The organism is Pseudomonas sp. A6 (assembly GCF_052367875.1).
GTDB classification, from domain to species: Bacteria; Pseudomonadota; Gammaproteobacteria; order Pseudomonadales; family Pseudomonadaceae; genus Pseudomonas; species Pseudomonas citronellolis.
In genome coordinates this window covers 1504540-1522969 of the sequence record NZ_CP198970.1, presented here as the reverse complement: position 1 = coordinate 1522969, position 18430 = coordinate 1504540, and the positions used below count along the sequence as shown (strand labels likewise).

Here is an 18430-nt window from a genome sequence, read left to right as displayed (position 1 = left end):
CGCGATTCGCGGATGAGATCCGCTCCTACGCTGCCCCATCCACGCCATTCCCATGTAGGAGCGCGCCCTGCGCGCGAATCGCGGGCAGGGCCCGCTCCTACAGGTTGCCGGGAAGCACGGTATGCCTCCCCCGTAGCGGACCTTGTCCGCGATAGCCGGACGATCCGGCGCGATTCGCGGATGAGATCCGCTCCTACGCTGCCCCACCCACGCCATTTCCATGTAGGAGCGCGCCCTGCGCGCGATTTCGCGGGCAGGGCCTCCTACAGGTTGCCGGAAAGCACAGCATGCCTCCCCCGTAGGAGCGGACTCTGTCCGCGATTCGGCGGATAACGCCGTAGTGATCAGCATTACGCCGCGGCTCAGGCCTTCTCCGCCTGCCCCGCCTCGACGATGGCCAGCACCGCCGCTTCGTCCACCACATCCATCTGCTCCGGCCGCAGGAAGCGCTCGCCGTACTCGCGGTACACGCCGCTGGCCACGAACAACCGGAACAGCCCCGCGTCCACATGGCGGTCGCGGGCCATGCAGGCGAGGATCTTCAGCGACTCGGACAGCGTCTTCGGCGCCTTGTAGGGGCGGTCGGCGGCGGTCAGCGCCTCGAAGATGTCGGCAATAGCCATGATCCGCTCGGGAATGCTCATCGCCTCGCCCGACAACCGCCGCGGGTAGCCGGTGCCGTCCATCTTCTCGTGGTGGTTGGCGGCGATGGTCGGCACCCGGCGCAGGTGCCGGGGCAACGGCAGCGCGCTGAGCATCATCAGCGTCTGGACGATATGCTCGTTGATCTTGAAGCGCTCCTCGTCGGTCAGGGTGCCGCGGCGGATGCCCAGGTTGTACAGCTCGCCGTAGTGGCTGGCGAAGGCCGGCAGGCGCATGTCGAAACCCCAAGTGTTGCGCGGGTCGTCCTTGGCCACCGGCGGCTTGCGTTCGCCCCAGGGCACCTGGTGTGCGGGCTTGTCGGCCAGCAGGCGTTCCTCCACCGGCAGCGGCTCGACCGGCGTCGCGGCCAGGCGCTCGGCCTCGTCGTGGGAGATGCCGATACGGTCGTCGAAGTGCCGCCACCAGCGGCGCTCACCGATGCGCGCCAGGCGCTCGATGTCCTCGTCCTTCATGAACTCGCCGCCGACGTTGGTCTGGGCGACGAAGGCGAAGTCCTCGCGCAGCGCCTGCTGCTCGGCATCGCGCCGTTCGCGCAGCACGCTTTCCTCGCCGCCCTCGGCGCGGCCGCGCCAGTAGCGGATGTCGGCGTCGCGCCAGAGCACCTCGAAGCGCATGCGGACTTCGTGCAGGCGGTTGTACAGGGTTTCCAGCTTGGTGGCCTTGTCCACCACGTACTCGGGGCTGGTGATCTTGCCGCAGTCGTGCAGCCAGGCGGCGATCTGGAATTCGTAGCGCTCGGCGTCGCTCATGGCGAAGGCCGCGTAGGGCCCGTCACGGTCGTCGATGGCCTTCTGCAGCAGCATGTCGGCCAGTTGTGGCACCCGCTCGCAATGGCCGCCGGTGTAGGGGCTCTTGGCGTCGATGGCGTCGGCCAGCAGCTTGATGATGGCGTCCAGCAGGCGCTGCTGCGCCTCGATCAGTTGGCGCGTCTCGATGGCCACGGCGGCGGCGCCGGACAGCTCCTCGACGAAGCGCTTGAACGGCCGCCGCGGCGTGCGCCGGCGCTCGCCCTCCTCCTGCAGCTGCAGCACCAGAATGCCCAGCAGCTCCTCGCTGCGGTTGCGCAGCGGCACCTCCATGTGCCGGCCGCGGCCGCTCAGGGCCTGGTCCAGCAGGCTGGCCAACTGCGCCTCGTCGAAGCCCTCGATGAGCAGCGACTGCGGGTAGTGCTCGCCGTTCACCGCGCAGGCCTGCACCAGGCGGTTGTCCTGTTCCTGCAGCAGGTACACCGCGCCGCCCTGCACGCCGGTGGCCACCACCAGGCGCGACAGCACCTCGGCGAGCATGCTGTCCAGGCGCGTCTCGCGGCTCAGGCTGAGGGTGATGCCCTGGAAGTTGTGGATGGTCCGCGACATGCCGCCGAGCACCCGGCTCAGCTCGCGCACCTCGCGGATCTTCGAGTCGACGCCCACCGGCCGGGCGAAGTCGAAGGCCGCCAGCGCCCCCACCTGGTCGGCCAGGGCCCGCAGCGGGCGGGCGATGCGCCGGCCGATCAGCCAGCCGAGCAGCAGCAGGGCCAGCAGCAGCGCGCCGCTCCAGGCGGCCTGGTGCAGCAGCATCTGCCGTGCGCCGGCCAACAGTTCGTCGGCCGGGATGCCGATCAGAACCCGCGCCTGGCCGCTGGCGAAGTTCACCAGCGGCACCCAGATGCCGTACCAGTCCTGCCCCGCCACCTGGTAGCGCTGCGGCGTGCCGGGCGGGCCGCCGAGCTCGACCAGGCGTTCCAGGCTGGGCACGCCGAGTTCGTCGAGGTGCGCCAGGCGCACCTCGCCGCCCTGGTTCAGCAGCAAACGCTCCAGGTCCGGGTAGGCGATCACCGTGTTCTGCGCGCCGAGCACCGCCAGCTCGGTGTTGGCGGTCTGGCGCAGGCCGCCCATCTCGGTGGCCAGGTCGTCCACCGAGGCGTCCATGCCGATCACCGCCGCGCCGTCGACGCTGCGCAGGGCCAGGGTCAGGCCGATCTCCTGGGTGGTGAAGAACACGTAGGGCTGCGTCAGCACCGTGCCCTTGCCGGCGTAGGCGTCCTTGTACCAGGGGCGCTGGCGCGGGTCGTAGCGGTAGTCGGGGCGTTCCTGGCGCTGCAGCAGTTGCAGGCGCGCGTCGTAGAAGCGCCACTCGCCGACCAGCGCGCCCTGCTCGCCGAGGGTCTGGCTCTGCACCAGGTAGAAGGTCTTCTCCGGGGCCTTGAGCGCCTGGCGCGCCTTGGCCGTGCGCAGGGCGCGGATCAGCAGGAACTCGCCGTTCGGGTAGCCGATGTAGAGCGCGCTGAGGGTGCGGTTGGCGCGCAGGTTCTCGGCCAGCATCGGCAGGCGCTCCAGGCGCGCCGGCAGGTTGTCGGTCTGCGAGATGCCGTCGTAGCTGAGCAGGCGCAGGGTGTTCTGCGCCGGGTCGAGCAACCGGCGGATGCGCTCGTTGACCGTCACCCCCAGCTGCGCCGCGGATTCCCCCGCCGCCGTCACCAACGCCCCTTCCACGCCCCGGTAGCCCTGCACCAGCAGGGACACGGCCAGCACCAGCATGCTCAGGATGATGGCGCCGGTCACCAGGACCTGCAGGGGGATGCCGCGCTTGTCTGCCCTCATGGTGCCTCGTCCTGTCCGCCTTGCCCGTCGGGGGTCGGCCGGTAGCCGTTGTCGAGAAGCGCCGCAGCGACGTCCAGCGGCGCGTTGCGCAGGAAGATGCGGACCAGCGAGCCGTCCAGCCGCAGGTCCTCGAACAGGCGCTGCCACTGCGCGCTCTGCGCCGCGCTGAAACGCCCGCGGGCCAGCACCAGGCTGCGCGGCACGCCGGGCCCGCGGGCCACGTCGATGCCGCGGAAGCGGTGGCGCAGCGCCGGCTCGTGGAGCAGCCCGGACAGGCTCAGTTCGTGGCCGATCAGCCCGTCCACCTCGCCGCCCAGCAGAGCGTTGAAGCAGGCCGTCTCGTCGACGTATTCGCGCACCCGCCCCTCGCTGCGCAGGATGCGCAGCATGGCGTCCAGGTAGGGGCCGTGGTTGTAGCCGGCGACCGCGCCCAGGCGCACGCCCGGCAGCGCATGGAAGTCGTCCAGGCTGTGCAGGTCGGCGGACAGGTCCAGCGGCACGATCAGCCGTTCGCGCAGGCGCAGGTAGGGCACGAAGTAGGCGTAGCGGCGCTGCTCGACGGTGGCCACGGCGCTGGTGGCCATGTCCAGTTCGCCGCGCTGCAGGGCCGTCCAGATCTGCGCCCGCGGCCGCACCGAGACCTCGAAGGCGCAGCCGGTGCGGCGCGCCAGTTCCGCCACCAGGTCGGCGTCCAGGCCCTTGCCGTCGTGGTAGAACACCTGGTTGCGGTAGAACGCCAGGCGCACCGGTTGCGCGCAGCCGTAGAGGTCATCCGCGGCCGCGGGCGGACCCGCGCAGGCCAGCACGGCGAAAACCAGCCCGGTTCGCAAAACAGGGTGCACGACCATGAATCCGACCCATCCGTTGTGTCGGCCAGGGAGGAGCGCAACGACCTCTTCCGCGGCAGGAGAGTTAGTTAGAAAGAGCTGTAGGAAAGTGTAATAGGACGCTGGCCTTTTGCCGGAAAAACGCAGTTCGTCGGATTCCACCCCGGCGGTGGCGGGAAAACGCCCGGCACAGGCTTGCGGCGGGCGAACCGTCCTGCTTAACTCTGCCCCATGCGTGACTCATCGGTCACGCATCACGTCCAAGAAGATTTTTCCGCTCGGCACTTCCCGGCCCAGCCTTTCCTACCTGCCTCGAAAGCCCCGTGCACGGCCCTCCCGAAGAGGTTCGGCGCTTCGCTTTTGCACTTATAAGTTTTTGAAAATAAAAGAAATATGAACTTTCGCCGAGTGACATGAAGCTGTCACCTCGAGGCGTTTTCCTTCTGCCTGGTAGTTCTCTCGTACCCAATCGTGGGTGCATCCATTCGAGCTGCGTATGGAGGAAGCGACATGAGGCCGGAAACCGCCGTCGTCGAAATTCTGCAACACCGGGTCTACACGGAGTTCCACGCCAACAGGGAAGCACGCCAGACCATCATCCTGGTCAACGGCTCGCTGGCTACTACCGCCTCCTTTGCGCAAACGGTGAAATACCTGCAACCGCACTTCAACGTGGTCTGCTACGACCAGCCCTATGCCGGCGGGTCCAAGGCGCACAACGACTGCCGCGAATTCATCAGCAAGGAGTACGAGGCGCAGCTGCTGCTCGGGCTGATCGAGCACTACCGCGCCGACGTGGTGATGTCCTTCTCCTGGGGCGGGGTGGCCACCCTGCTGGCCCTGGCGCAGCGACCCAGCCGCATCCGCAAGGCGGTGATCAGCTCCTTCTCGCCGCTGCTCAACGCCTCGATGCTCGACTACCTGCACCGCGGCCTGGACTACCTGGGCGCCTGCGACCGGCCGAACGTCGCCAGCCTGGTCAACGAGACCATCGGCCGCTACCTGCCGCAGTTGTTCAAGCGCTACAACTTCCGCCACGTCGCCGGCCTGGACGAGCACGAGTACCGGCAGATGCATTTCCACATCTGCCAGGTGCTCAAGCTCAGCGCCGAGAGCTACATGGAGAAGTTCGCCGCCATCGACATCCCGCTGCTGTTCCTCAACGGCGAGCTGGACCTCTACACCACGCCGGCCGAGGCCAAGCTGTTCCAGCAGCTGATCCGCGATTGCGAGTTCCGCACCATCCGCAATGCCGGGCACTTCATCGATGTCGAGCACAAGCAGGGCTGGCACGACACCCGCGATGCCCTGCTCGGCTTCCTGAAGCCACAGCGCCAGCCGATCAGCCTGTCCCTGGGCAACGGCTACCTGCCCAACCAGCAGGGCATTCCGGTGGCCGCCCTGGCCGGCTGAACGCCCCGCCCCGTCGTCCGGCTCCCGCCTTCCCGGCGGGTGGCCGAGGCCTTCCCGCAGCCGTGATGGCAATCCGCAGGGCTCGCGGCCTCGCTCCCCACGCACTACTATCCGCTTAAGCCCCACCCTCACCGGGCCGCCCTTGCGGCCATCCCGGGGCAGGACACCGCCACCGCGCGGTCGAGTACCCAGGTGCCCTCCCGGGCATCCGCACCAATGGAAGCTGTAATGTCCCCCAGACCCACCATCAATGCCTCGGTCAGCCCCAAGGGCACCCTCGAAACCCTGTCCCAGCGCGAAGTCCAGCAACTCAGCGAAGCCGGCTCGGGCAGCGTCTACCAACTGTTCCGCCAGTGCGCCCTGGCCATCCTCAACACCGGCGCGCGCATCGACAACGCCAAGACCATCCTCGACGCCTACCGCGACTTCGAGGTGCGCATCCACCAGCAGGACCGCGGCGTGCGCCTGGAACTGGTCAACGCGCCGGCCGACGCCTTCGTCGACGGCGAGATGATCGCCGGCACCCGCGAGATGCTCTTCAGCGCCCTGCGCGACATCGTCTACACCGCCAACGAGCTGGACAACCAGCGCGTCGACCTGCACACCTCGCAGGGCATCACCGACTACGTCTTCCACCTGCTGCGCAACGCGCGCACCCTGCGCCCGGGCGTGGAGCCGAAGATAGTCGTGTGCTGGGGCGGCCACTCCATCAGCACCGAGGAATACAAGTACACCAAGAAGGTCGGCCACGAACTGGGCCTGCGCAACCTGGACGTCTGCACCGGCTGCGGCCCGGGCGTGATGAAGGGGCCGATGAAGGGCGCCACCATCGGCCACGCCAAGCAGCGCCACCACGGCGGCCGCTACCTGGGCCTGACGGAACCGGGGATCATCGCCGCCGAGGCGCCCAACCCCATCGTCAACGAACTGGTGATCCTGCCGGACATCGAGAAGCGCCTGGAGGCCTTCGTGCGCGTCGGCCACGGCATCATCATCTTCCCCGGCGGCGTCGGCACGGCGGAGGAATTCCTCTACCTGCTGGGCATCCTCATGCACCCGGACAACCAGGACCTGCCCTTCCCCCTGGTGCTCACCGGGCCGCGCAGCGCCTCGGCCTACTTCGAGCAGCTGCACGCCTTCGTCGGCGCCACCCTGGGCGAGGCGGCGCAGCGGCGCTACCAGATCATCATCGACAACCCCGCCGAAGTGGCGCGGCACATGGCCCAGGGCCTGAAGGAGGTCAAGCAGTTCCGCCGCGAGCGCAACGACGCCTTCCACTTCAACTGGCTGCTGAAGATCGACGTCGGCTTCCAGCGCCCCTTCGACCCCACCCACGAACACATGGCCGCCCTGCAGCTGAGCACCGACCTGCCGGCCCACGAACTGGCCGCCAACCTGCGCCGGGCGTTCTCCGGGATAGTCGCGGGCAACGTCAAGGAAAAGGGCGTGCGCGCCATCGAGGAATTCGGCCCCTACGAAATCCACGGCGAACCCGCGCTGATGCGGCGTCTGGATGAACTGCTGCATGCGTTCGTCAAGCAGCACCGGATGAAGCTGCCGGGTGGGGCGGCGTATGAGCCGTGCTATCGGGTGGTGGAGGGCTGACCTGCGCCATTCCTGTAGGAGCGCGCCTTGCGCGCGAATCGCGGGCAGGGCCCGCTCCTACGGGAGCCGCTATTGCGCTCGGGTATTGGCCAGCTTTTCGTAGGAGCGAGCTTGCTCGCGAACGAGGTAACCGGCGGCTCCGCTGCCATGCCAACCTCCGCGCCCTCTCCCTAACCCTCTCCCTGAAGGGAGAGGGGACCGTTGGGCGTGTTCGGGGGTTTCGGCGTTAGCCGGCTAGCACAGAGGTTACCAACTGAAACCATTCCTCCTCTCGGCACGGAAACGCCCCCTCTCCCTTCAGGACGGGGCGCGCAGCCGAGGGCTGGGGAGAGGGAACGCCCCCACCAAAACCACCGGCGAGCCCCTCCACAAAAACCCCTACTCCCCCTGCAAATTCGCCTCCACCCGCGCCAACAACCCCTGTAACTGCTCCCGCTCCTGCGCGCTGAAGCCCCGCACCGCCACCTCCGACAGATGCCGGCCCTGCCCTTCCACCTCGGCGTAAACCGCCTGACCCGCGGCGCTCAAGCTCAGGCACACGCTGCGCTTGTCCAATGCATCGGCGCTGCCCTCCAGCAAACCACGGTTGCGCAGACCCTGGATCAGCCGGGCGATCTGCGCCTTGTCGCGGCCGCTGTGTTCCACCAGTTGGCGCTGGGTGGCGCCCGGGCGGCGGGCGAAGAAGGACAGCACCTTGAATTCCATGTGCGTCAGGTCGTGGGGGCCGTCGCGCAGTTCGCGGTATTGCCGCGAACGGTACAGGTGCATGACGGCATGGATGGTTTCGAGAACGTCGTCGGCTTTCATGACTATACGGTTGACTTTATCAACTAATGATTCTTATGATCGTTGATATTATCAACCATAGCCCAAGAGGGCCACCCATGACTCAAGCCACCCAACAACGCCGCGTGCAACGCGTCCGCCACGAACTGCGCATGCGCGAAGTGAAGGTCGCCCGCCGCGAACAGCTCAGCCCGCACTTCGTCAGCCTCACCTTCGCCGGCGAGGCCCTGGCCGATTTCGTCTCCGCCGGCTTCGACGACCACGTCAAGTTCATGTTCGAGGACGACGACGGCAGCATCGTACGCCGCGACTACACCCCGCGCCGCTTCGACGCCTCGGCCCGCGAGCTGACCGTCGAGTTCGCCCTGCACGGCCACGGCAAGGCCTGCCAGTGGGCCGAGCACGCCCAGGTCGGCGACAACGCGGTAATCGGCGGCCCGCGCGGCTCGATGATCGTCCCGCTGGACTTCGACTGGCACCTGTTCGTCGCCGACGCCACCGGCCTGCCCGCCGTGCACCGGCGCCTGGAGGAGATGCCGGCCGGCACCCGCGCCATCGTCCTGCTGCAGGTGGAGGCTGCTGATCGTCGCCAGTTCGCCAGCGCCGCCGACCTTCAGTTGCACTGGTTCGATGACGGCGAAACCCTGCTGGCCGCCGTCGAGGCTCTGCAATTGCCCGCCGGCGAAGGCTTCGCCTGGGGCGCTGGCGAGGCCGCGGCCATGGTCCGCGTGCGCAACCTGCTGCTGGAGAAGGGCCAGGCGAAGGAAGCCATGCGCGTCGCCGCCTACTGGCGTCAGGGCCAGGCCGACTACCACGAGGAACTCAATCAGTGAAACCTGCCCGCCAGGCGTCGCCGGCCCCGGCAACGCCTGCGCAAGCGCCCCATAAACAAAACCGATACCCGCTTAAGGATTTCCCAGAGGCAAGCCCCGCCCCTTGAGCCTTACAGTCGCCCCACGCCGAAAAACGGCGAGGTGATTCCTGCCGGTCATCATCGTTTTCGAAGCCTGTTGGAATTTTCACCACTACAAGAACAAAAGGTGAACGCGAATGCTCAAGCAAAACCCCGGTGGCATGGAGACCGTCGATGTCAAAGACTGGATCGACAGCCGCCCGATCTCGGCCTACCAGTGGCTGATCCTGTCCCTGTGCTTCCTCATCGTCCTGTTCGACGGCTTCGACGTCGCCGTGATGGGCTTCATCGCCCCGTCGCTGATGCAGGAGTGGGGCCTGTCCCGCGCCGCCTTCGGCCCGGTGATGAGCGCCGGGATGATCGGCCTGGCCATCGGCGCGCTGACCGCCGGCCCCTATGCCGACCGCCTCGGCCGCAAGAAGGTGCTGCTGATCGCGGTGACCGGCTTCAGCCTGCTCAGCCTGGCCTGCGCCTTCGCCCGCAGCCCCTACGAACTGGCCTTCCTGCGCCTGCTCACCGGCGTCGCCCTGGGCGCGGCCATGCCCAACAGCACCACCCTGCTGGCCGAGTACCTGCCCGAGCGCAGCCGCTCGCTGCTGATCACCATCATGTTCACCGGCTTCAACATGGGCTCGGGCCTGGGCGGCTTCCTCGCCGCCTGGCTGATCCCGCACCACGGCTGGCAGGCGGTGCTGCTCGCCGGCGGCCTGCTGCCGCTGGCTCTGCTGCCCTTGCTGCTGTGGCTGCTGCCGGAATCCGCCCGCTTCATGGCCGCGCACAAGGCCCCGGCCGAGCAGATCGCCGCGGCCCTGGCCAGGCTCGGCGGGCGCTTCGCCGCAGGCACCCGCTTCACCGTCAGCGAGCCGCCGGTGCGGCACAAGACACCGGTGCGCCAGCTGTTCGACGGGCGCTTCCGCCTGGGCACCCTGGCGCTGTGGGCCACCTACTTCATGGGCCTGCTGGTGATCTACCTGACCATGGGCTGGCTGCCCACCCTGCTGCGCGACGGCGGCCTGTCCATCGAACGCGCCGCCACCATCACCGGGCTGTTCCAGATCGGCGGCACCGTCGGCGCCATCGTGGTCGGCTGGATCATGGACCGGCGCAACCCCAACCGCGTCATCGCCATCGCCTACGCCCTGGGCGGCCTGTGCATCGTCAGCCTCGGCGCGCTGAGCCTGGAGTCCAGCCTGCTGGTGGTCGGCGTGACCGCCGCCGGCTTCTGCATGAGCGGCGCGCAGACCGGCCTCAACGCCTTCGCCCCGGGCTACTACCCCACCGAGTTCCGCGCCACCGGGGTAAGCTGGATGCTCGGCATCGGCCGCTTCGGCGCCATCTTCGGCTCGCTCATCGGCGGCGCGGTGCTCAGCCTCGGCCTGGGCCTGCCGCTGCTGTTCACCTTCCTCGGCCTGCCGGCGTTCGTCGCGGCCCTGGCGATCCTGGCCAACGGCCACGCCCGGCGCCGCGCGAGCCAGGCGCTGGCCGCGCAGTAACCTGAACCAGAGGACCCCGTCATGGCACGCATCATTGGTGGCCTAGCCGTCTCCCACACCCCGACCATCGGCTTCGCCGTCGACCACGACAAGCAGGAGGAAGCGGCCTGGGCGCCGATCTTCAAGAGCTTCGAACCGATCCGCGCCTGGCTCCAGGAACAGCGCCCGGACGTGCTCTTCTACATCTTCAACGACCACGTCACCTCGTTCTTCTTCGACCACTACAGCGCCTTCACCCTCGGCGTCGACGACCGCTACGGCGTCGCCGACGAGGGCGGCAACCCGCGCGAGCTGCCGCCGGTGGGCGGCCACGCGGCGCTGTCGCGGCACATCGGGCAAAGCCTGATGGCCGACGAGTTCGACATGAGCTTCTTCCGCGACAAGCCGCTGGACCACGGCTTCTTCTCGCCGATGTCGGCGCTGCTGCCCTGCGCAGACGGCTGGCCGCTGCAGATAGTCCCGCTGCAGGTCGGCGTGCTGCAGTTGCCGATCCCCAGCGCGCGGCGCTGCTACAAGCTCGGCCAGGCCCTGCGCCGCGCCATCGAGAGCTACCCGGAAGACCTCAAGGTCGCCATCGTCGCCACCGGCGGCGTGTCGCACCAGGTCCACGGCGAGCGCTGCGGCTTCAACAACCCGGAGTGGGACGCGCAGTTCATCGAGCTGCTGGTCAACGACCCCGAGCGCCTGACCGAAATGACCGTCGCCGAATACGCCACCCTCGGCGGCATGGAGGGCGCCGAGGTGATCACCTGGCTGATCATGCGCGGCGCGCTGTCCGCCAGCGTCGACAAGCTGCACCAGGACTACTACCTGCCGTCCATGACCGGCATCGCCACCCTGCTGCTGCAGAACCGCGACCAGCGCCTGCCGGCCCCGGCCATCGAGCGCCACCGCCAGCACATGCAGCACCAGCTGGCCGGCGCCGAGCAGTTGGAAGGCACCTACCCCTACACCCTGGAGCGCAGCGCCAAGGGCTACCGGCTGAACAAGTTCCTGCACCGCATGATCGAGCCGCAGTGGCGCCAGCGCTTCCTCGCCGAACCCGAGGCGCTGTACGAAGAAGCCGACCTCAGCGAGGAAGAGCGCGACCTGCTGCGCCGCCGCGACTGGCGCGGTCTGATCCACTACGGGGTGATCTTCTTCGTGCTGGAGAAACTCGGCGCCGTGCTCGGCGTCTCCAACCTGGACATCTACGCCGCCATGCGCGGCCAGAGCCTGGAAGACTTCATGAAGACGCGCAACCAGCAGGTGCGCTACTCGGTGGCCGGCAAGGCCCCGCGCTAACCCCGCTCCCCCGCCCAGCTTCACCGCCCACCAGCGACGCCATCGTGCCGCTGGCCGGCGACGCTTTGCCCAAGAAACGGAGAACAACAACAATGATCCGCCCGTCCCACAAGCACCGTCTCGTCTGCACCCTGGCCCTGGCCTCGGCCCTGCCGCTGGAGGCGCTGGCCGAAGGCTTCCTCGACGACGCCAAGTCCAGCCTGACCCTGCGCAACTTCTACATGAACCGCGACTACACCGGCGATGCCGCCCAGGGCAAGGCCGAGGAATGGACGCAGAGCTTCATCCTCGACTTCAAGTCCGGCTTCACCCAGGGCACCGTCGGCCTGGGCCTGGACGTGCTCGGCCTGTACAGCGTCAAGCTCGATGGCGGCAAGGGCACCGCCGGCACCCAGTTGCTGCCGGTGCACGACGATGGCCGCCCGGCCGACGACTTCGGCCGCCTGGCGGTGGCCGGCAAGGCGCGAGTATCGAAGACCGAACTGAAAGTCGGCGAATGGGCGCCGGCACTGCCGATCCTGCGTTCCGACGACGGCCGTTCGCTGACGCAGACCTTCCAGGGCGCGCAGGTGACCTCGAAGGAACTCGCCGGGCTGACTCTCTACGGCGGCCAGTTCCGCCAGAACAGCCCGCGCAACGACGCCAGCATGGAGGACATGAGCCTGTTCAACCGCACGGCCTACACCTCCGACCGCTTCGACTTCGTCGGCGGCGAATACCGCTTCAACCACGAGCGCACCCTGGTCGGCCTGTGGAACGCCGAGCTGAAGGACATCTACCAGCAGCAGTACCTGCAGGTGCAGCACTTCCAGCCGATCGGCGACTGGGTGCTGGGCGCCAATCTCGGCTACTTCTGGGGCAAGGAAGACGGCAGCGCCAAGGCCGGCGACCTGGACAACCGCACCGCTTCGGGGATGTTCTCGGCGAAGGTCGGCGGCAACACCTTCTACGTCGGGCTGCAGAAGGTCATGGGCGACGACGAGTGGTTCCGCGTCAACGGCGCCAGCGGCGGCACACTGGCCAACGATGCCTTCGGCTCCAGCTTCGAGAGCGCCAGGGAACACTCCTGGCAACTGCGCCACGACTTCGACTTCGCGGCCCTCGGCGTGCCCGGCCTGACGCTGATGAACCGCTACATCCACGGCGACAACGTGCACAACGCCAGCACCGACGACGGCACCGAATGGGCCCGCGAGAGCGAGCTGGCCTACACCGTGCAATCCGGGCCGCTGAAGACGCTGAACGTGAAGTGGCGCAACTCCAACATGCGCCGCGACTGGGGGCGCACGAACAGCTTCGACGAGAACCGGTTGATCGTGAGCTATCCACTGAGCCTGCTGTAGGCCCCACGCCGAGGCGCTTTCGTAGGATGGGTTGAGCTTGCGAAACCCATCCTACGATTGTCAGGTGCCCCCTGTAGGAGCGGACTTTGTCCGCGATCGCGGATGGAATCCGCTCCTACGCTGCCTCACCCGCACCATTCCCCTGTAGGAGCGCGCCCTGCGCGCGAATCGCGGGCAGGGCCCGCTCCTACAGGTTGCCGGAAGCGCGGTATTTCTCCCGTAGATACCGTGTCACCTAGCCTCGAGCAAGGGCCAGTTCCACATTGTATGGCTGGCCCGACTTGAGGACGCCATAGGCGATCTGCAGCAGCTTGCGCATGGCAGCACAGATGATCTGTTTACCCGCTTTGCCTTTCTCCTCGAGCCGTAAACGCAGTGCCCGTATCGCCTGGTTATGGCTCATGGCACAGATGGCTGGCATGAACAGGCCTGCCCGCAAGAGGCGTGAGCCGATCTTTGAGATCCTCACCTGGCCCTTGTGTTGGCCGGATTCCCTGAGCCTCGGATTGAGTCCTGCAAAAGCCACGACCGCCCGGGCACTCTCGAAGCGGCTGATTGATCCAAGTTCGGCCAGCAACAGGGCTGCAGTTTTGTCGCTGATACCCTCGATACTCGTCAGCAGATCGCGCTTGCCCCGCAAGTCAGGATCGTTGTCGATATGTTGGCGAATCGCTTCCAGCGTCTGTTCAATCTGCTGTTCCAGATGGGCCGAGACCGACAGGATCGACTCTTTCACCACGTCGCTCTTGGCGGTTTCCAGGCGGTTGATTTCCATCTGGAACAGCTCCTTGAGCTCTTCGTAGCGCCGTACCAGCGCACGGAGTTGCCGCACGCTCACCGGGTCCGGCTGCCAGAGCTGGAGATCCTCGGCATGCCGAGCGCCGTAGAGGGCGATCAACTTGGCGTCGACCTTGTCGGTCTTGACCCGTTGCAACTGGCTTTGCGCATAGCTGGCGATACGTGCCGGATTCATCACGCAGACACGATATCCCCGGGCCAACAGATAATCGCCCAGAGCTTCGTGATAGATGTTGGTGGCTTCCATCACCACCCACGCCCCTGGCTCGGCATGTTTTTGCAGCCACTGGTCAAAGACGCTGAAGCCCGACTGATCGTTGCTCAGATTGCCTTTGGTGCGGTATTTGCCATTGCTCTGCAGAACCGCAATGTCGAAAGTTTTCTTGGCGATATCCACGCCAACTACGATGGCCATAACTCCTGCTACCTCTTACAGCTTTACATCATCAGCACTCCACTCCATCCAACCTTGCCTATACGAGCTACCACCGGGGTGGGGCTCCAGATACCGTTCGGACTCACGAGTGGATTGGGAAGGCAGGAGACTATCTACAGTGCAGGCTCGTAGCCTAGGAGCGGACACGTCTTCCTGGTCTTCCTTCCGGTGATCAGCCGGAGACTACCCGCCGTTATGGCGGGTCGTCGACATACAAGGAGCGGACCTTGTCCGCGATAGCCGGAACCTCCGGCGCGATTCGCGGATGAGATCCGCTCCTACGCCGCCCCACCCGCGCCATTCCCCTGTAGGAGCGCGCCCTGCGCGCGAATCGCGGGCAGGGCCCGCTCCTACAGGTTATGGGCCCCTGTCCCCTGGATCACCTCGCGGATGCTCTGCATCAACGCCGCCGACACCGGCGAATGCAGGCAGCCGCTGCGGCAGGTCAGGCCGATGGCGCGGGTGGTCTGTTGCAGCTGCACCGGCAGGCGGCACAGCTCGCCGGAGGCTATCTCGTGTTCCAGCTGGTGCGCCGACACCGCCGCGAGCATGTCCGAGCGCAGCAGCAGGCCGCGGATGGTCGCCAGGTCGCCGCTCTCCACCACCGGCCAGGGCGCGGCCATGCCCGAGGCGGCGAAGCAGGCGTCGAGCAGGCCCCGGGCCGGGGAGCCCGCGCGCGGCAATACCCAGCGCGCCCGCTGCAGTTCCGCCAGCTCGCGGGTGCCTTCCAGCAGCGGGTGGCCACGGCGCGCCAGCAGCACCATCTCCTCGGTGAGCAGCGCCTCGCCGGCCAGGTCGCTGGCGTAGTCCGCCGAGCGCAGGGCGCCGAAGACGAAGTCCAGGTCGCCGGCGCGCAGCTCGGTGGCCAGCAGGTCGAACGGACTTTCGTTGGTGATCACCCGCACCCCGGGATGCTCGGCGGTGAGGCGGACGATGGCCTCGGGCAGGATGCGCGTGCGCCCCAGCGGCAACGCGCCGACATGCACCACGCCCTGCAGGCTGCCGCGCATGGCGCTGAGGTCGGTCTCGATATGACGCAGCTCGTTGAGCGCGCGGCGGATCGGAAAGAGGATCTCGTGGCTCGCCCGCGTCGGCTGCAGGCCGCGCGGGGTGCGCTCGAACAGCGGCCGGCCGCAGCCGCCCTCCAACACCTTGAGCGCCGAGCTGACCGCCGGCTGGCTGAGGCCGAAGTGGCTGGCCACGGTCTGCATGTGGCGCGTCTCGCAGAGCTTGACGAAGACCTCCAGGCGCCGCCCCTGGAACAGGTACAGCGGCTCCACCGGCGCCGCGCCCAGCACCCTCGGCACGCTCTCCAGCTCGGCCAGCACGCGGCGCGCGCGGGGCAGCACGCAGTCGCCGTAGTCGGTCAGGCGCATGCCGTTGGCGTGGCGTTCGAACAGCGGCGCGTCGAGCCGCGCCTCCAGCTCGGAGATGGCGCGGGTGACCACCGACTGCGCGCGGAACAGCGCCTCCGAAGCCCGCGACACGCTGCCCAGGTCCGCCACGCGGACGAAGGCGCGGACCTGCATCAGGTTCGGCAGCTCGAAGTCGCTCATATCCCCTCCCGGCGCGCAGCCTTACTCCGACGGGACTATGCCCAGCCCTCCGGACAAGCGCAATAAGCAGAACGCATACCTCCAACAACTGAACGCATTAGTCCGCCGTGGCCCTCGGTGACATCCTCGACACATTCCCAACCGGAGCCCACCCACATGAACGCAGCACAAAAATCCGCCCTGGTGGTCAGCGCCCATTCCGCCGATTTCGTCTGGCGCGCCGGTGGCGCCATCGCCCTGCACGCCGAGCAGGGCTACGCCGTGCACATCGTCTGCCTGTCCTTCGGCGAGCGCGGCGAGTCCGCCAAGCTGTGGCGCAAGGGCGAGATGACCGAAGCGAAGGTCAAGGCCGCGCGCCGCGAAGAGGCCCTGGCCGCCGCCGAAATCCTCGGCGCCAGCGTCGAGTTCTTCGACATCGGCGACTACCCGATGCGCGCCGACCAGGACACCCTGTTCCGCCTGGCCGACGTGTTCCGCCGCGTGCAGCCGGAATTCCTCCTCAGCCACTCGCTGAAGGACCCGTACAACTACGACCACCCGCTGGCCATGAACCTCGCCCAGGAGGCGCGCATCATCGCCCAGGCCGAGGGCTACAAGCCGGGCGAGAAGATCGTCGGCGCGCCGCCCGTATACGCCTTCGAACCGCACCAGCCGGAGCAGTGCGAATGGCGCCCGGACACCTTCCTCGACATCACCGGCGTGTGGGACAGGAAGTACGCCGCCATCCAGTGCATGGCCGGCCAGGAACACCTGTGGGAGTACTACACCCGCGTCGCCCTGCAGCGCGGCGTGCAGGCCAAGCGCAACGTCGGCATCACCAGCGCGCGCAACATCGTCTACGCCGAAGGCTTCCAGAGCGTGTTCCCGCGCGTGACGGAGAACCTGGCATGAGCGCGCTGATCGGCAAGACCGGCATCGTGGTGCGCAACATCCCCCGCGCAGCGCCGGAAGTGATCGACGAACTCGCCCGCCTGGGCGTGGCCACCGTGCACGAGGCCCAGGGCCGCAAGGGCCTGCTGAACACCGGCATCCGCCCGATCCAGCAGGGCGTGGCGGTGGCCGGCAGCGCGGTGACCGTGCTGGTGGCGCCGGGCGACAACTGGATGTTCCACGTCGCCGTCGAACAGTGCCGCCCCGGCGACCTGCTGGTGGTGGCGCCCAGCTCGCCGTGCAGCGACGGCTACTTCGGCGACCTGCTGGCCACCTCGCTCAAGGCCCGCGGCGTGCGCGGCCTGGTGATAGACGCGGGCATCCGCGACAGCCACACCCTGCGCGAGATGGGCTTTGCCGTGTGGTCCAGGGCCATCAACGCCCAAGGCACGGTGAAGGAAGTGCTCGGCTCGGTGAACCTGCCGCTGCTGTGCGCCGGGCAACTGGTGAACGCCGGCGACATCGTCATCGCCGACGACGACGGCGTGGTCGTGGTGCGCCACGGCGAAGCGGCCCAGGTGCTGGAAGCCGCGCGCAAGCGCGCCGATTTGGAAGAACGGAAGCGCCTGCGCCTGGCCGCCGGCGAACTCGGCCTGGACATCTACGAGATGCGCCCACGCCTGGCCGCCAAGGGCCTGCGCTACGTGGACAGCCTCGACGAACTGGGAGGCTGAACATGAGCCAGACCCGCATCCCCTGCCTGCTCATGCGCGGCGGCACCTCCAAGGGCGCCTACTTCCTCGGCACCGACCTGCCCGTCGACGCCGGGTTGCGCGAGCGCGTGCTGCTGGCGGTGATGGGCTCGCCGGACAAGCGCCAGATCGACGGCCTCGGCGGCGCCGACCCGCTGACCAGCAAGGTCGCCATCGTCCAGGCCTCGCGCCGCGAGGACGCCGATGTCGACTATCTGTTCGCCCAGGTGCTGGTGGACGAGGCGCGGGTGGACTACGGGCAGAACTGCGGCAACATCCTCGCCGGCGTCGGCCCCTTCGCCCTCGAGCGCGGCCTGGTGCCGGTGCGCGGCGCCAGCACGGCGGTGCGCATCTTCATGGAGAACACCGGGCAGATCGCCGTGGCGCACGTCCCCACGCCCGACGGCGAGGTGGAATACGCCGGCGACACGCGCATCGACGGCGTGCCCGGCAGCGCCGCGCCGCTGGTGGTGGAGTTCGCCGACGTGGCCGGCTCCAGCTGCGGTGCCCTGCTGCCCACCGGCAATGCCCGCGACAGCTTCGACGGCATCGAGGTCACCTGCATCGACAACGGCATGCCGGTGGTGCTGCTGCGCGCCGAGGACCTGGGCCGCAGCGGCTGCGAAAGCCGCGAGGAACTGGACGCCGACGCCGAGCTGAAGGCGCGCCTGGAGTCCATCCGCCTGCAAGCCGGCCCGCGCATGAACCTGGGCGATGTCGGCCAGCGCAACGTACCGAAGATGTGCCTGGTCTCGGCACCGCGCCAGGGCGGGGCGATCAACACCCGCTCGTTCATCCCGCACCGCTGCCATGCCTCCATCGGCGTGTTCGGCGCGGTGAGCGTGGCCAGCGCCTGCCTGGTGCAAGGCTCGGTGGCGCAGGACGTCGCTCGCGCCGGCGAAGGCGAAGTGCGGCGCCTGGCGGTGGAACACCCCAGCGGCGAATTCAGCGTGGAAATCCGCCTGCGCGACGGCCTGGTGGCCGGCTGCGGCCTGGTGCGCACCGCGCGCCTGCTGTTCGACGGCCAGGTGTGCATTCCCCGCGCGCTGTGGGCCGGCCACTGACCCGGGCAAACCGCGCGGCGCCCTGCCGCGCGGCTTTGACACAAA

At 68.0% G+C, this 18430-nt stretch carries 14 protein-coding genes; 9 read left to right on the top strand and 5 right to left on the bottom strand.

Annotated features, from left to right (window positions below; translation table 11 throughout):
• Nucleotides 1-362: 362 nt before the first annotated feature.
• Together ACTWJ5_RS06880 and ACTWJ5_RS06875 are read right to left on the bottom strand one after the other, a co-directional pair.
• Nucleotides 363-3245: an HD domain-containing phosphohydrolase gene (locus tag ACTWJ5_RS06880; RefSeq protein WP_444437920.1), complete on the bottom strand. Its 2883-nt coding sequence runs from the start codon at nucleotides 3243-3245 to the stop codon at nucleotides 363-365.
• Nucleotides 3242-4093 carry a substrate-binding periplasmic protein gene (locus ACTWJ5_RS06875; protein ID WP_043315845.1) on the bottom strand — a complete coding sequence of 284 codons (852 nt, stop codon included), beginning with the start codon at nucleotides 4091-4093 and terminating at the stop codon, nucleotides 3242-3244. Before ACTWJ5_RS06875 ends, ACTWJ5_RS06880 begins: the two co-directional genes overlap by 4 nt.
• A 489-nt stretch (nucleotides 4094-4582) precedes the next feature.
• Between ACTWJ5_RS06875 and ACTWJ5_RS06870 the strand changes: the two genes are divergently transcribed.
• Nucleotides 4583-5485 (top strand): alpha/beta fold hydrolase, encoded by a 903-nt coding sequence (locus ACTWJ5_RS06870; protein WP_074976717.1) that lies wholly within the window; start codon nucleotides 4583-4585, stop codon nucleotides 5483-5485.
• A gap of 228 nt (nucleotides 5486-5713) precedes the next feature.
• On the top strand, nucleotides 5714-7090 hold the full coding sequence (ppnN, locus tag ACTWJ5_RS06865) for a nucleotide 5'-monophosphate nucleosidase PpnN (protein ID WP_074976719.1): 1377 nt from the start codon (nucleotides 5714-5716) through the stop codon (nucleotides 7088-7090).
• A 378-nt stretch (nucleotides 7091-7468) separates the two neighbouring features.
• Here ppnN and ACTWJ5_RS06860 read toward each other — a convergent pair whose 3' ends face one another.
• Nucleotides 7469-7897, bottom strand: coding sequence for a MarR family winged helix-turn-helix transcriptional regulator (locus ACTWJ5_RS06860; protein ID WP_256514567.1), 429 nt, complete (start codon nucleotides 7895-7897; stop codon nucleotides 7469-7471).
• 77 nt (nucleotides 7898-7974) lie between these two features.
• On the opposite strand from ACTWJ5_RS06860, the gene ACTWJ5_RS06855 reads away from it, so the two are divergent.
• The 4 genes from ACTWJ5_RS06855 (at nucleotide 7975) to ACTWJ5_RS06840 (ending at nucleotide 12909) form a co-directional block, all read left to right on the top strand.
• Nucleotides 7975-8709, top strand: coding sequence for a siderophore-interacting protein (locus tag ACTWJ5_RS06855; protein ID WP_444437917.1), 735 nt, complete (start codon nucleotides 7975-7977; stop codon nucleotides 8707-8709).
• 217 nt (nucleotides 8710-8926) lie between these two features.
• Nucleotides 8927-10282 (top strand): MFS transporter, encoded by a 1356-nt coding sequence (locus ACTWJ5_RS06850; protein ID WP_074976726.1) that lies wholly within the window; start codon nucleotides 8927-8929, stop codon nucleotides 10280-10282.
• Between the two features lie 21 nt (nucleotides 10283-10303).
• Nucleotides 10304-11566 (top strand): gallate dioxygenase, encoded by a 1263-nt coding sequence (locus tag ACTWJ5_RS06845; protein WP_249917647.1) that lies wholly within the window; start codon nucleotides 10304-10306, stop codon nucleotides 11564-11566.
• Between the two features lie 92 nt (nucleotides 11567-11658).
• Nucleotides 11659-12909 (top strand): OprD family porin, encoded by a 1251-nt coding sequence (locus ACTWJ5_RS06840; protein WP_444437914.1) that lies wholly within the window; start codon nucleotides 11659-11661, stop codon nucleotides 12907-12909.
• Nucleotides 12910-13144: 235 nt separating this feature from the next.
• Here the strand turns inward: ACTWJ5_RS06840 and ACTWJ5_RS06835 are convergent, their stop codons facing one another.
• The gene (locus ACTWJ5_RS06835; protein WP_444436200.1) at nucleotides 13145-14122 is read right to left on the bottom strand and encodes an IS110 family transposase; all 978 of its coding nucleotides are present in this window, start codon (nucleotides 14120-14122) and stop codon (nucleotides 13145-13147) included.
• Between the two features lie 371 nt (nucleotides 14123-14493).
• Nucleotides 14494-15699 (bottom strand): LysR family transcriptional regulator, encoded by a 1206-nt coding sequence (locus tag ACTWJ5_RS06830; RefSeq protein WP_116422487.1) that lies wholly within the window; start codon nucleotides 15697-15699, stop codon nucleotides 14494-14496.
• A 156-nt stretch (nucleotides 15700-15855) separates the two neighbouring features.
• Between ACTWJ5_RS06830 and galB the strand changes: the two genes are divergently transcribed.
• Genes galB through ACTWJ5_RS06815 form a run of 3 tightly spaced genes read left to right on the top strand, consistent with a single transcriptional unit; the run spans nucleotide 15856 to nucleotide 18385 of the window.
• The gene (galB, locus tag ACTWJ5_RS06825) at nucleotides 15856-16590 is read left to right on the top strand and encodes a 4-oxalmesaconate hydratase (RefSeq protein WP_253392286.1); all 735 of its coding nucleotides are present in this window, start codon (nucleotides 15856-15858) and stop codon (nucleotides 16588-16590) included.
• Complete coding sequence (locus ACTWJ5_RS06820) at nucleotides 16587-17303, top strand: 4-carboxy-4-hydroxy-2-oxoadipate aldolase/oxaloacetate decarboxylase (protein WP_444437912.1); 717 nt, start codon at nucleotides 16587-16589, stop codon at nucleotides 17301-17303. Before galB ends, ACTWJ5_RS06820 begins: the two co-directional genes overlap by 4 nt.
• Before the next feature lie 2 nt (nucleotides 17304-17305).
• Nucleotides 17306-18385: a 4-oxalomesaconate tautomerase gene (locus ACTWJ5_RS06815; protein ID WP_444437910.1), complete on the top strand. Its 1080-nt coding sequence runs from the start codon at nucleotides 17306-17308 to the stop codon at nucleotides 18383-18385.
• The last annotated feature ends 45 nt before the right edge of the window (nucleotides 18386-18430 follow it).